We start from the raw sequence: 14,191 nt of genomic DNA, 5'->3' as shown, positions 1-14,191 counted from the left end.
CCCTAGCCGAGCGCCTCGATCACGGTGTCGGCGTTGGTCACGACGGAGACGTTCTGGAGCGCGAAGTTGATCGCGGCGTTGTGCCAGTCGGCGTTCATGGTCGAGCAGCAATCCTCCGGCACGATCATGAAATAGCCCTTGTCGGCGCCGGTGCGCGCGGTGTGCTCGACCGACATGTTGGTCCAGGCCCCGGTGTTGATGATCATGTCGCGGCCGGTCGCCTTCAGGATGGTCTCGAGCCGCGTGCCTTCCCAGGCGCTCATCCGCATCTTCTCGACCACGAAGTCGCCCGCGCGCGGCTCGAGTCCCGAGACCGGTGCCGCGCCCCAGCTGCCGCGCACCATCGCCTTGCTGTCGACCAGCCCCTCGAACAGCGGCGCGTTCAAGCTGACGCCGGGCGCGCCCGGCTCGACGACAAACCAGACATGGATGATGGCGACGCCGCGCGCTCGCGCAGCCTCCGCCACGCGGCGGACATTCTCGACGACATGCTGCTGGCGGGCGTGCGCGGGCGCGCCGGACTCGGCGAACGCGCCGCCGTCCATGATGACGTCGTTCTGCATGTCCTGAATGATCATCGCGCAGCGTTGCGGATCGAGCTGCATCTCGCCGGCGGTCAGGTTCGGCGCAGGCGTGGACGATGTGGCACCCGCGCCGCCGCGCTTGCCGCTCATATAGGGCTCGTGGCGTGGGCCGACCTTGGTCTGGATCGCATAGACCGAATGGGTCGCGGTCAGATAGAGCGTGCGTAAGTCGGCGCCGCCCCAGGCGAGGTTGGCGACGAGCTCCGGCAGGCGCACCTTGCCGAGCAGGTCGCCGCCGGGCGAATAGACCCAAACGCCGCCGGGCGCGGTGACCCAGACATTGCCGCGCTGGTCGCACTTCATGCCGTCGGGCAGGCCGGGCTCGAGCTCGGAGCGGATGCCGGAGGCGAACACGCGCGGATTGGTAAGCGCGCCGTCGGCGTTGACGTCGAAGGCGCGGATCAGCGCCTGCACGGTGTCGTTGACATAGAGGATGCGCTCGTCGGGCGAGAAGCACAGCCCGTTCGGTTGCTCGAACAAATAGCGGTCGACCAGCAGTTTCGGCGCGCCGCTGCCGGGCGGCACGCGATAGACGCCCTGGAAGCCGAGCTGGCGTGGCCGTTCGACGCCATAGACCGGCATCCGGCCGTACCAGGGATCGGAGAAATAGATCGCGCCCGACGAGTGCACGCAGACGTCGTTCGGACTGTTGAGCTCCTGGTTCTCGTAATGCGAGGCCAGCACCTCGCGCCGCCCGTCGGGCCGCTCGCGAATCAGTGAGGAGGTTGCGTGCTCGCAGACGATCAGATTGAGGTCCGCGTCATAGGTCATGCCGTTGCATTTGTTCGACGGCCGCTTGACCTCGACGACGCCGCGCCGCGCGTCCCAGCGCCTTCGCACATCGCCCGGCATGTCGGAGAACAGCAGGAAGTGATCGAGCGGATGCCAGATCGGTCCCTCCGTGAAATCGAAGCCGGTCCCGACCTGGCCGACCGGCGCGTAGGGATCGATCAGGCCTTCGAACTCGCTGCGCAGCGTGACATGCGTCATCGCCTCGATCCTCTACGCCGGGAACCAGTTGCGCTGCGGCAGGCTCTGCACGACAGGCCCGGGTACCTGGTCATGCAGGCGGCCGACCACCATGCCGCCTTCGATCTTGGCCGGGCGATCATGCACAGGAAGCAGATAGCGTGAGCTCGAGAGCAGCTTCTTGATCGCGGCCTTCTCGGCGCGTTTGCTGGTGCCGTGATTGCCGGTGGTGCGCGGCTCGGCGTCGTGGACTTCATTGAAGGGATTCACGATCTGGTCGTTGAAATCATAGATCACGTCGCCGCAGATCGTGGCGATGCCGTCGGCGGTGTGAACGTGGATGTTCATCGAGCCTTCGGTGTGGGCGTTGGCGGCATCGCAATAGACGCCCGGCATCAGCTCGACCGGGCCGGTGATTTCGAGGTCGAGAAAGCGCAGCGCGCTCTTGGTGTGCAGGCGGTCGATCAGATGCTTGATGTCCGGCGCCGGATACTGCGGGTGCATCAGGCCGGAGACGGAGTATTCCAGCTCCTTGCGGTTCAGCACGACGGTGGTGTTCATCGGGAACAGATCGTCCTTGCCGGCATGGTCGATGTGCAGATGGGTGTGGCAGACGAAGCGGACGTCGCCCATCCGCACGCCGTGGCGGGCGAGCTGGTTCTCGATCATGTTCTCGTGGAACTGGAGCCCGCGCATGCCGAGCGTCTCCATGATCTGGTTGGAGCGATAGCCGGTGTCGACCAGCACGGGGTAGGGGCCGCCGAGGATCAGGAAGCCGAGCGTCAGCACGCGGCGGGTGCGGCCGCAATTGTGCCCGAGCACGAGGAAGCTCGATTCCAGCTCGATATCGCCGTAGTCCAGAATCTTGATCTCCAACGGCATCTGTCTCCCTCCCAATTCGTGTTCGTTGTTATGTTCGTGCCCGCGCTGCGGCTACGGCCCCAGCCGATAGACCCGCGCCGCCGTCGTGCTGAAGACCGCATCGCGCTGTGCGGGGCTGAGCCGTTCGGCTGCCGTCTTGAAAGCGGCGACGAGATCGCGATAGCTGGTCCACAGCTTCTCGATCGGAAAGTTCGAGCCGAACAGGCAGCGCTCCGCGCCGAAGATCGCGACGGTGTCGGTCATCACGCCGGCGATATGCGCGGCATCGTTGCGGTGGATGAAGGTGCCGAGCCCGGACAGCTTCGACACCACGTTCGGGCATCGCGCGAGCCGCGTCATCCCGGTGCGCCAGGCGGCGCGACCCTGCGGCGACAGATCCTCCAGCATGCCGGCATGCTGGAGGATGAACGTCACGTCAGGGCAGGCCTCCGCAAGGCCGGCCGCATCGGCCATCTGCGGCGCGAACACCTGCAGGTCAAAACTCCAGCCATAGTCGGCGAGGTGGCCGACATTGCGCAGGATCACGGGATCGGTGCAGAGATCGGCACGGGCGGCGAAGCGATAGAGCGGATTTTCGTGCCAGTGCAGCTGCATCCGCACGCCGCGCACCAGCGGGTAGCGCTTCAACCGATCGAGCTGCGGCCGGACGTCGGCGACGGAAAAATCGGCATAGGCGACGAGGGCGTGCGGCCAGCCGTGCCGGTCCGCGGTCTGCTGCACCCAGGCCGCCTCGTCCTCGAACTGGCCGCTCGGCCAGTTGGTCTGGACATAGACCGAGCGGGTGACGCCGCTGCCCTTGAGGTCGTCGAGATATTCCTCGATCGGATAGTCGCGGCGGATCGGCTCGTAGGGGCCGAAGATGCGCGGCTGCATCGGGCCGGACAGCCAGGCGAGATCGGCCTGCCGCCAGATGTGATGATGTCCGTCGACAATGCCAGTCACGCGGCTCTCCTTGTTCCAAGCGACAGCAGATGCGCGACAACAGCCGCGCTGGATCCGCCGTCCACGAGATCGTCGACAAAGCGCTGGATCGCGATCAGCGCCTCGGTTTGCGGCGTGAAGCCGGGCGAGGTTGCGAGCGGCGTCAGCCAGCTGACGCGCCAGGCCCGCCGCGACAGTTTTGCCACGGCATCGCGCAGCGCAGCCGGATCGCCGCGTTCCAGGCCGTCGGAGACGATCACGACCGCGGCGCCGCGGGCATATCCGCCGAACCGGGGCACGGCGAGGAAGGCCTGCAGCGCATCGCCGATCCTTGTGCCGCCGTCCCAGTCGCTGACCAGGAAGGAGGCCTCGTTCAGCGCCTGCTCGCGCCGCTTCAGCCGCAGCGCCGGCGTAACGCGGGTCAGTCTTGTGCCGAAGGTGAAGACCTCGACATTGCCGGCCGCCTGCACCAGCACATGCGCGAGCTTCATGTTCTCCTCGGTGCGCGCCTTCATTGAGCCGGAGACGTCGATCAGGAACAGGATCTTGCGTGGGCGCTGACGGCGACGCATCCGCCCGAGCCGCAGCACCTCGCCGTCATTGCGCACGCTGTCGCGCAGCGTGCGGCGCAGATCGGCGAACGGGCCGCTCCGTGCGCGACGGCGCCGGTGGCCGCGCCTTCGCGGCAGCCGCTTTGCCGCCTCACGCGACAGTTTTCGCAGCGGATCGCTGGTCGCGGCCTGTGCAAAGCGGCGCTCGACCAATGCCTCGGCGCGCGCTGCGGCGAGGCCGGACTTATTGGCCTCGTCGGCGAGCGGCGGCTCGTCCTCGCCGCGGCCGTCCTCCTGCAGGCGGACGGTCTCCTCGTCCTCGCCCTCGGCCTGCTCGATCGCCTCGGCGCCGCGGAAGTGGATGTCGAACAGCCGGTCATACGTCGCGCGGCGCTGCGGCGGCGGCGCCAGTGTCGCGAGCCCCGCCTGGCGGATGTGCTCCAGGCTGCGCGGCCCGAGCAGCTCGATTGCCGCGAGGAAGCTCGTCGTCTGCTCCGGCGCGACCGCGAAGCCGTTGGCGCGCAGCAGTGCCACAAAGGACACGAACGTCTGTGCCGCGCGCGGCAGCTTGAGGTCATCGCTCACGCGGCCGCCTCCGCAATGATCGCATCGAGCCGCGGTGAGATGAAATGCAGATCCTCCTCGTCCTTCAGCGCGACGCCGATCGAACGCTTGAACGCATCTGGCCAGCGCGCGCCGCCCTTGTTGAGCAAGGTCGCGGCCTCCGCCCAGTCGACCGCCTCGGCGATCCCCGGGGCCTTGCTCAGCGGCTCGCGGCGCAACCGGCCGACGGCGGCGACCACCGCGCGGGCGGTGGCCTCGGCCACGCTGGACGCCCGCATCATCACGATGCGCGCCTCGCGCTCGGCATTCGGATAATCGATCCAGTGATAGACGCAGCGCCGCCGCAGCGCCTCGTGCAGATCGCGCGTCCGGTTCGAGGTCAGCACCACGACGGGATGTTCGGCAGCGCGCACCGTGCCGCGCTCGGGGATCGAGATCTGGAAGTCGGAGAGGAATTCGAGCAGGAAGGCCTCGAACTCCTGATCGGCGCGGTCGATTTCGTCGATCAGCAGCACCGTCGCATCAGGCGCGCGCAGCGCGGCCAGCATCGGTCGTTCGATCAGGAACGCGTCGCCATAGATGTCGATGCTCTCCTCGCCGGCCTGCCGGATCGCCAGCATCTGGCGCGGATAGTTCCATTCGTAGAGGGCAGCGGCGGCGTCGATGCCCTCATAGCATTGCAGGCGGATCAGCCTGCGGCCGAGCACGGCGGCGATCGCTTTCGCGGCCTCGGTCTTGCCGACACCCGGCGCGCCCTCGAGCAGCAGCGGCTTGCCGAGCGCCAGCGAGAGATAGGAGGCCGTCGCGATGCCGTCGTCGGCGAGGTAGTAGGCCGCGCGCAGTGCCTTCTCCAGCGCCTCGGGGCTGTCGATGCCGACGATGTTGCTGCGGACCGGCATGGCGAGACCTCAGCGCCGCGGCTGCGGCCGCGCGCCGCCCTGCGCCTTGATCGCGCGCAGCACCTTCTCCGGCGTGATCGGCAGATCGTCGATCCGCACCCCGACCGCGTTGAAGATCGCGTTGGCGACCGCAGGCAGCACGGGATTGGCGCACATCTCGCCCGGTCCCTTGGCGCCGAACGGGCCGTCGGGCGCCGGGCGCTCCAGCACTGCGATGTCGTGCGGGCAGATGTCGCCCGGACCCGGCATCAGATATTCGACGAAGTCGCGCGGACCGTGCACTGGCTCCGGATAATAGGGCTCCGGCGTCTCGTAGAGCGCGTGGCTGACGCCCATCCAGGCGCCGCCGACCAGCTGCTGCTCGACCAGCCGCGGATTGAGCGCGCGGCCGAGCTCATAGGCGGAGTCCATCCGGACCATGTCGACCTCGCCGGTCTCATCGTCGACCTCGACCTCGGCGACGAGGCAGGCATGCGCGTAGCATGTCGCCGGCGACATCTCGCCGGTCTCGGGATCGACGTCCGACAGCGGCACCAGGAAGATGCCGCGGCCGGAGATCGTCTTGCCCTGCTTGAACTGCGCGGCAATCGCGACGTCCTTGGTGGAGATCGAGCGATGCGGCGCGCCCTTGACATGGATATTGCCGCGGCCGTCGGTCTCGAGATCGGCGGCATTCACCTCGAGCTCTTCGGCCGCCGCCTCCATCATCACACCGCGCGCCTCGCGTGCCGCCGCCATCACGGCGTTGCCGACTCGATGGGTGCCGCGCGAGGCGAACGAGCCCATGCAGTGCGGGCCGGTGTCGGAGTCGGCAGTATCGACATAGACGTCCTCGACCGGCACGCCGAGCGTCTCGGCGCAGATCTGGCGCGTCACCGACTTCATGCCCTGGCCGAGATCGATCGACGACAGCGCCACGGTGAACTTGCCGCTGGGGTTGGAATGCACCAGCGCCTGGCTCGGATCGCCGCCGAGATTCATGCCGATGGGATAATTGACCGACGCGATGCCGCGTCCACGGTGCCGGGTCATGGTCAGCGCCTCCTGGTGCCGAAGACGGAGGAGAAGCGGGTGGCGCCATGCGACGGCGCGGCCGGCCGTGGCGGCGGAGACGACGGCGGCGGCGACGAGGGCGGCGGTGGCGGCGGCGGCTCGCGGGTCGCGGCCGGGGGGCGGTCATACGTCGTGCGTTGCTGGGACGGTGCGGCCGGCGGCGTATGCGTCTCGCGCGGGGTTGGCGTCACCGCGGCGCGCGCGCCGCCGCCATCCTTGCGCGACGACATCCGCTTGAAGTCCTCGCGGAGCGGCCATTTGGCTTTCTCCGCGGCGACCTGCACGCATTCGATCAGCGCGGTGTTCTTGGCTTCGCGGCGGTGCGCCTTCATGTCGCCGTCGCGATACGCATTGAGGATCCGGAACTCCATCGGGTCCATGCCGACCAGATGGGCGAGCTTGTCCATCTGGCATTCGATCGCGAAATCCATCGCGGTGACGCCGAAGCCGCGCATCGCGGTCGCGGGCGTCCGGTTGGTGAAGACGCAATAGACGTCGCCATGAACGTTCGGGATCGTGTAGGGGCCGGGCAGATGGGCGGCGCATTTCACCGCCGCATAGCTCGACAGCCGCGTATAGGCGCCGCTGTCGAAATAGGCGCGCACCTTGCGGGCGACGATGCGGCCGTCGCGCATCACGCCGTCCTTGATGTAGATGCGCTCGGCGCCGCGCGGCGGGCCGTACTGCATCTCCTCCTCGCGCCCGAACAGATAGCGCACCGGGCGACCGGTCAGCATCGCGCCGAGGATGCAGAGCGGCTCGGTCAGGGTATCGACCTTGCCGCCGAAGCCGCCGCCGACCGTGCCGCCGATGAAGTGGAAGGTGTTCGAGGGCACGTCGAGGATCTTCGCGCAGGTATCGACCGAGAAGAACAGCGCCTGCGTCGAAGTGTAGACGATGTAGCGGCCGTTGGTGTCGGGCGCCGCGATCGAGCCGTTGGTCTCGGTCGGCGCGTGCTCGATAGGCGACATCTGGTAGCGTTGCTCCAGCACATGATCAGCCGTCGCCAGCGCGCGGTCGGCGTCGCCGAAGCGCAGCTGCTGGTGGTCATAGGTCTCGTGATAGGTGAAGGCGTTCTTGGGATAGACCTCGTTGACCACGGGCGCACCGGGCTTCAGCGCGTCCTCGACATCGAACACCGCCGGCAGCGGTTCATAATCGATCTTCACCTTGGCGATGGCTTCATAGGCCTCGCGCGGGCTGTCGGCGACGATCGCAACGATCGGCTCGCCCTTGTACCGCACCTTGTCGACCGCGAGCGACGGCTCGTCGTCCTTGCCGAAATTGATCAGGCTGAGCAGCGTGTTCAGATTGCGCGGCACATCGGAGGCGCGGATCACGCGCCGGACCCCCTGCGACCGTTCAGCCTCGGACGTGTCGATGCGGCGCAGCCGGGCATGCGGATGGGCGCTGCGGACCACCTTCAAATGCAGCATGCCCTGCAGCTTGTGATCGTCGAAATAGGGCGAGGTGCCGGTGACATGGCCGAGCATGTCCTGGCGTTGCGTGCCTTTGCCGATCTCCTTCAGATTGTCGTCGCGCTCGTCGGCGAAGATGTCCTTGCGCAGTTCCAGCATGGCACAGTTCCCTTACGCGCGGGCCCGGCCGCCGGATGCGGCAGCCAGCACGGCGTTGACGATCGGCTCATAGCCGGTGCAGCGGCAGATATTGCCCGAGATCGCCTCGACGACCTCGGCGCGGCTCGGCTGCGGATTGCGGTCGAGCAGTGCTTTCGCGGCCATCAGCATACCCGGCGTGCAGTAACCGCACTGCGCGGCGAAATTGTCGGCAAAGGCGCGCTGAAGCGGGTGCAGATTGGGGCCGTCCTTGATGCCGTCGAGCGTCTCGACCGAGCGGCCGGCGACCGTTTCGGCGAGCGTCAGGCAGGAGAGGTGCAATTCGCCGTCGATCAACACGCTGCAGGTGCCGCAGCCGCCCTGGCCGCAGCCGAACTTCGGCGTCATGTCGCCGATCAGCTCGCGCAGCGCGACCAGAAGGTTGGTGCCGCCGTCGACGAAGATCGCGACGTCACGGCCGTTATGCTGGAATTGAAGGGCAGTCTTGGCCATGATGATTATTCCTGACCGGACAACAGGCGGCGGAGATGCACGCCGACGATCTCGCGGCGATACCAGGCGCTGGCGAGCGCATTGTCGCCGGGCGACGTTCCCTCGACCGCTGCCGCGGCGGCCGCGCTGACGGTGGAGGCGTCGAGCGCGCGGCCTTCCAGCGCGCGTTCGGCGGCGCGGGCGCGGATCGGCGTCGGCGCCATCGAGCCCAGCGCGACGCGCGCGCCGACGATACGGCTGCCGTTGACCGGCAGGTGCGCCGCGAGCGTGACGACCGCGCCGCCCTTGGGCTTGATCCGTGCGATCTTGCGGTAGCGGAAGGCCTCAGTGCTGCCAGGCCTGGCAAAGGAGATCGCCAGCACCAGCGATCCGGCCTGCCGGTCGCGCGATTGCAGGAACTCTTCGATCGGGATATCGCGCCCGCCGAGGCCGCCCTGGACGGACACTGTGGCATCAAGCGCGAGCATCGCGACCGTGAAGTCGCCATATGGCACCGGCGCGAACAGATTGCCGCCGACGGTGCCCATGTTGCGCACCGCCGGTCCGCCGATCGACCGCGCCGGGGCGTGCAGGAAGCCGAGGTCGCGTTCGGCCAGGATGCGCGCGAAGGTGACGCCGGCACCCAGCGTGATGCGCGATCCCGCGGCATCGATCCGTGTCATCGCATGGTCGCTGGCGCGCACGATGGTCGAGATCGAGACGTCGCCCTCGTTCAGCGCCCGCATCACCAGCGTGCCGCCGCCGAGATAGCGGGCGCTGCGATCCGAGGACAGCGCCGCCGCGGCGTCGTGGGTGCTGGTGAAGGTCTTCACCGTAATGGGCATGATGTCCCTCCGCTTACGCGGCCTCCTTCAGATGCCGACGGATGGCGTCGAAGCCGGCCTGGTAGATGTCTTCCGAAACCATCTGCGTGATGCGCTCGCTGTCTTCGGTCCGCGTCGTGAAGCGCGACTCCCAGTGCCAGAAGGTGCGGTCGCCGTCGGTGACCGGTAGCAGGCGGACATGCGCCACGTAGTTGAACATCGGGATCGGCGTATCGAGCAGGCAGTAGCTGAACGATTGCTCAAGATCCGACAGCGCCAGCAATTGCTCGCGCAACTCGGCGCCGTCCTTGAGCTTGAAGCGCCTGACGCAGCCGATCTTGTCGGACGGCTGCGCGCGCTCGATGCCGCTGGTTGCGACCGCAGGATGCCATCGGTCATGACCGTTGAAATCGCGCAGCACGGCCCACACTGCATCGGTCGGTGCATCCAGGATCGTGCTCTTGACGATATGCGGCACAGTCAAAATCCAATATCCGCGGTTTTGATGTCTCGAGCCGCGTGCCTCACCTCTCCCCGGCGGGGAGAGGTCGGCGCGTAGCGCCGGGTGAGGGGGCGCAGGTCCCACGAGGGTCCGCGACCCCTCACCCGGATCGCATCTTGCGATGCGATCCGACCTCTCCCGCAAGGGGAGAGGTGGACCGTCTGCTCGGAGATATCTGATCTATGCATTCGCTATCCCCCGAACGCCCGCTTCAGCGCGTCGAAGCCACCCTGGAACACGCCGCCGCCGATATTGTTGACGAGCTCCGCCTCGCGTTCCGGCGCGCAGTCGAATTCGGCGGTCCATTCCAGAAAGGTCTGGTCGCCGTCGGTGACCGGCGTGAGCCGCAGCGTCGCGACGTAGTTCTCGACGCCCATCGGCGATTCCAGGATCGAATAGGTGCAGAACATGTCGTAATCGGACAGCCCGAGCAGCTTCTCGCGGATGCGATCGCCGTTGCGCAGCCGGAAATCCCTGACGCAGCCGATCTTGTCGGAGGGCTCGCCGCCCTCGATCCGGCTTTCCGCGATCGCGGGATGCCAGTTCGGCAGCCCGTTGAAATCGCGGACGCGGGCCCAGACCCGGTCGTTGCGGGCGTTGACGACGGTGGAGACGTAAACCCGTGCCATGGCTTCAGCTCAGTCCTTCTTGCGCGGCGTGCGCTCGGGGCGCGCCGGCTCGCCGCCGCCCTCGGGCGCTGCCGGCTTGGCATCGCCACCGCTCTTGCGCGCGGAGTCCTTGATGCCTTGCATGTCTCGAGCTTCGCGGATCAGGCCGGGCATCTTGGCGAGGCTGCCGCCCTCGACGCCGATATCCGACAGGATCGAGTCGATCAGCGGCGCCTGCACGCGGTAGCGCAGCGCCGAGTCGATCACCTCGTCGGTGGCGCTGCGGCCGGTGCCGTTGCCATGGCCATTGCCGTTGAGGCCGTCGACCTGGAGGATGCGGATGCCTTCGATCTTCTCCATCGGCTTGACGCTCTCGCGCACGATGCCCTCGATGCGGTCGAGCAGCTTGCGGCGGAACAGCGAGTAGCGCGCCTGGTCGGTGAGCACGTTCTCGGCCTCGTTGAGCAGACGCTGGGCCTCGGCCTCGACCGCGGCGCGGACGCGTTCGGCTTCCGCGGCGATCCGTGTCTCCTCGGCTTGCTTCTCGGCGAGCAGCACCTCGACCGTCTTGCGCCGCTTCGCGATCTCGCTTTCGCGCGCGGTGACGACGCGCTCGGCGGCTTCGGTCGCGCGGACCCGCGCGTCCTCGGCGGCGGCGCGCGCCGCGGATTCTTCCAGCGATTTCTGATGCAGTGCGATGGCCTTTTCCATCAGCGCGGTCTCGACGTCCTTCTCGCGGTTGACCTCGAGCTTGCGCAGCTCTCGCTCGCGGCCGATGCGAGCCTCGTCGAGGCCACGGTCCGACGCAATCCGTGCGCGCTCGACCTCCTCGCGGGCGACAATCTCGGCCTCCTGCAGCGACTGGTTGCGGGCGACCTCGAGCTGCTCGATCGCACGGCGCCGCTCGATCCGGGCCGCCTCCAGCGCCTGCTCGCGCGAGACGTCGGTGGTGTCGATGTCCTTGCGCGCCACAATCTCCGCCTGCCGGACCTGCCGGTCGGCATCGATCCGCTCGGAGCGCTTGGCGGCGAGCGCGATCACGCGCTCCTCGTCGGCGAGCTCGATCGCCTTCTTCTGGTCGATGTTGAGCACCTCGCGGGTTCTGGAGGAGGCGATCCGCTCGCTCTCCAGCGTCAGCTCGACATCGATGCGCTGCCGCTCGACCGCGTCGCGGCGCTTCAGCTCGGCGGCCTCGATCGCCCCGGTGCGCTCGATCTCAAGCGCGCGGGTCTCGCGCTCGGCGCGGATGCGCTGCGCGGCGACCGACTTCTCCTGCGAGATGCGCGCCGCCTCGATCGCCTCGCGGGAGGCGATATCGGCTTCCTCGATCGCACGGGTGCGCGCGATCTCAAGTGCCCGGACGTGCTCTTCCTGGGCGATCCGCGACGCCTCGGTGGCTTCACGCGCGCTGATTCCGGCGATCTCGACCGCCTGGTTGCGCTCGATCTCGAGCTTACGCGTGGTGTTGTCGGCGGCGATACGTTCGGCGGCCAGCGTCTTCTCGCGCGCGATGCGGGCGGCCTCGACCGCCTTCTGCGCCTCGATCTCGGCCTCCTGGATGGTGCGGACCTGGTGGATTTCCAGCGCCCGGGTGCGCTCGTCGGACGAGATGCGCTCGACATTAACAGTCATGGTCTGGGCGATGCGCGCCTTCTCGGTGGCCTCGCGGGCCGCGATCTCGGCTTCCTCGACGGCACGGGTGCGCTCGATTTCGCGCCGGCGGGTCTCCTCCTCGTTGGCGATGCGGGCGTCGGTGACGACGCGGTCCTGCTGGATGCGGGCCTTTTCGATCGACTCGCGCGCCGCGATTTCGGCTTCCTCCACGGTGCGCATCCGCTCGATCTCACGCTGGCGCACCTCGCGCTCGGAGGCGATGCGGGTGGTGTCGACCGAACGCTGGTTGGCGATCCGGACCTTCTCGATCTCCTCGCGGGCCAGCAGTTCCTTCTCCTCGACCGCGCGGGTCCGCTCGATCTCCTTGTGGCGGGTCTCGCGTTCCGAGGCGATCCGGGCTTCGGTGATCGCCTGCTCGTTGGCGATCCGCGCTTTCTCGATGGCTTCGCGCGCCGCAATCTGGGCCTGCTCCGACTCGGTCTCGCGCAAGGCGCGCTCACGGGCGACCTCGGTGCGCTGCAGGGCGCGGCGCATCTCGATGTCGCGTTCCTGCTCGAGACGGGCGGTCTCGCTCTCGCGCTCGATCTCCAGCGCCTGCCGCTCGGCCTCGAGATTGCGGGAGCGGATCCTGATCATCGAGTCCTGCTCGATGTCGTTGCGCAGCTTGCGCTTGGCCTCGATGTCCTCCATCAGCCGGGTCAAACCTTCGGCGTCGAAGCGGTTCGACGGATTGAAATATTCGAGGTCGGTTTGGTCGAGATCGGTGATCGCGACCGACTCCAGCTCGAGGCCGTTCTGCGCCAGCGCCTCGGCGGCATTGGCCTTGACGCGCGCGACATAGTCGCCGCGCTGCTCGTGCATCTGCTCCATCGTCATCTCGGAGGCGACCGAGCGGATCGCGGAGATGAACTTGCCGGAGAGCAGGGTGTGCAGCTGCTGCGGCTCCATGGTGCGGCGGCCGAGCGTGGCGGCGGCGATCGAGACCGCCTCGCGGGTCGGCTGAACCCGGACGTAGAAATCCGCCTCGATGTCGACGCGCATCCGGTCGCGGGTGATCACCGCGTCCTGCCTGGAGCGCACGATCCCCATCGGCAGCACGTTCATGTTCACCGGCGTGTAGTCGTGGATGAACGGCAGCACGAACGCGCCGCCATTGATCACCACCCGTTCGCCGAGGAAGCCGGTGCGGACGAAGGAGACCTCCTTCGACGAACGGTGATACAGCCAGTTCACGACATAGACGATGATGACGATCGCGACGATAGCGACGATGAGCCAGAGGATCAATTCACCGACCAGCATCCCTGACATCTCTACCTCCCTTGGTCACGGCGCGTTAGCGGGCGCCGATCGCCTTGAATTTGCGAACCTGATCCGTCAGCGCCCGCTCGACCGGCAGGCGTTCCATCGAGGAGGCGCCGTAGAAGCCGTGGCAGTTGCGGGTCTGCTTCATGATGAAATCGGCATCGGCGGGGTCCGCGATCGGACCGCCATGCGCGAGCACGACGATGTTCGAATTGACGCTGAGCGCGGCCTCGGCCCAGGCTTCGATGCGGGCAGGGCAGTCGGCGAGCTTTGGCGCGGTCTGCGCGCCGATCGTGCCGCCGGTGGTCAGGCCCATATGGCAGACGATGATGTCGGCGCCGGCGATCGCCATCGCGGCGGCCTCCTGCTCGCTGAACACATAGGGCGTCGTCAGCATGTTCTTCTCATGCGCCTTCGCGATCATGTCGATCTCGAGCGCATAGGACATTCCGGTCTCTTCGAGATTGGCGCGGAAGGTGCCGTCGATCAGGCCGACGGTCGGAAAGTTCTGCACGCCGGCAAAGCCGAGCGCCTTGAGCTGGTCGAGGAACACATCCATGTCGCGGAACGGATCGGTGCCGTTGACGCCGGCGAGCACCGGCGTCTTGGTCACGACCGGCAGCACCTCGCCGGCCATCTCGACGACGATCGCATTGGCGTCGCCATAGGGCATCAGGCCGGCGAGCGAGCCGCGGCCGGCCATGCGGTAGCGGCCGGAATTGTAGATCACGATCAGGTCGACGCCGCCGGCCTCCTCGCATTTTGCCGACAGTCCCGTGCCGGCGCCGCCGCCGACGATCGGCTCGCCGCGTGCGATCATGGCGTGAAACTTCTTCAACAGCGCCGTGCGTTCAAACCTGGCCATGG

At 67.6% G+C, this 14,191-nt stretch carries 13 protein-coding genes; all 13 read right to left on the bottom strand.

All coding sequences use genetic code 11. From position 1 onward, the window contains the following. Positions 1-2 precede the first annotated feature (2 nt). On the bottom strand, positions 3-1,574 hold the full coding sequence (locus ACVWYP_RS38860; RefSeq protein ID WP_028338480.1) for an isochorismatase family protein: 1,572 nt from the start codon (positions 1,572-1,574) through the stop codon (positions 3-5). Between the two features lie 12 nt (positions 1,575-1,586). Continuing rightward, positions 1,587-2,435, bottom strand: coding sequence for an MBL fold metallo-hydrolase (locus ACVWYP_RS38855; RefSeq protein ID WP_304497015.1), 849 nt, complete (start codon positions 2,433-2,435; stop codon positions 1,587-1,589). 51 nt (positions 2,436-2,486) lie between these two features. Beyond that, on the bottom strand, positions 2,487-3,377 hold the full coding sequence (locus ACVWYP_RS38850) for an amidohydrolase family protein (RefSeq protein WP_028338481.1): 891 nt from the start codon (positions 3,375-3,377) through the stop codon (positions 2,487-2,489). Further along, the gene (locus ACVWYP_RS38845) at positions 3,374-4,492 is read right to left on the bottom strand and encodes a vWA domain-containing protein (RefSeq protein ID WP_304497014.1); all 1,119 of its coding nucleotides are present in this window, start codon (positions 4,490-4,492) and stop codon (positions 3,374-3,376) included. Before ACVWYP_RS38845 ends, ACVWYP_RS38850 begins: the two co-directional genes overlap by 4 nt. After that, positions 4,489-5,370 (bottom strand): AAA family ATPase, encoded by an 882-nt coding sequence (locus ACVWYP_RS38840; RefSeq protein WP_028338483.1) that lies wholly within the window; start codon positions 5,368-5,370, stop codon positions 4,489-4,491. Before ACVWYP_RS38840 ends, ACVWYP_RS38845 begins: the two co-directional genes overlap by 4 nt. 9 nt (positions 5,371-5,379) lie before the next feature. Beyond that, positions 5,380-6,402, bottom strand: a complete 1,023-nt coding sequence (locus tag ACVWYP_RS38835; protein ID WP_028333322.1) for a xanthine dehydrogenase family protein molybdopterin-binding subunit — start codon at positions 6,400-6,402, stop codon at positions 5,380-5,382. 2 nt (positions 6,403-6,404) lie between these two features. Further along, positions 6,405-8,000 carry a xanthine dehydrogenase family protein molybdopterin-binding subunit gene (locus ACVWYP_RS38830; protein WP_304497013.1) on the bottom strand — a complete coding sequence of 532 codons (1,596 nt, stop codon included), beginning with the start codon at positions 7,998-8,000 and terminating at the stop codon, positions 6,405-6,407. Between the two features lie 12 nt (positions 8,001-8,012). Then, positions 8,013-8,492: a (2Fe-2S)-binding protein gene (locus tag ACVWYP_RS38825; protein ID WP_028338485.1), complete on the bottom strand. Its 480-nt coding sequence runs from the start codon at positions 8,490-8,492 to the stop codon at positions 8,013-8,015. A gap of 5 nt (positions 8,493-8,497) precedes the next feature. Beyond that, positions 8,498-9,316: an FAD binding domain-containing protein gene (locus ACVWYP_RS38820; protein WP_304497012.1), complete on the bottom strand. Its 819-nt coding sequence runs from the start codon at positions 9,314-9,316 to the stop codon at positions 8,498-8,500. 13 nt (positions 9,317-9,329) lie between these two features. Beyond that, a complete protein-coding gene (locus ACVWYP_RS38815) occupies positions 9,330-9,773 on the bottom strand; it encodes an SRPBCC family protein (protein WP_050387585.1) in 444 nt (147 codons plus the stop codon). 215 nt (positions 9,774-9,988) lie between these two features. Beyond that, the gene (locus ACVWYP_RS38810) at positions 9,989-10,426 is read right to left on the bottom strand and encodes an SRPBCC family protein (RefSeq protein WP_016847814.1); all 438 of its coding nucleotides are present in this window, start codon (positions 10,424-10,426) and stop codon (positions 9,989-9,991) included. A 9-nt stretch (positions 10,427-10,435) separates the two neighbouring features. Then, on the bottom strand, positions 10,436-13,330 hold the full coding sequence (locus ACVWYP_RS38805) for a flotillin family protein (protein WP_304497011.1): 2,895 nt from the start codon (positions 13,328-13,330) through the stop codon (positions 10,436-10,438). 25 nt (positions 13,331-13,355) lie between these two features. Continuing rightward, positions 13,356-14,189 (bottom strand): phosphoenolpyruvate hydrolase family protein, encoded by an 834-nt coding sequence (locus tag ACVWYP_RS38800; RefSeq protein WP_304497010.1) that lies wholly within the window; start codon positions 14,187-14,189, stop codon positions 13,356-13,358. Positions 14,190-14,191: the final 2 nt, after the last annotated feature.

Source organism: Bradyrhizobium sp. USDA 3262, from assembly GCF_054060035.1.
The sequence above is the reverse complement of the archived record's forward strand: the minus strand, read 5'-3'. Positions and strand labels throughout refer to the sequence as shown.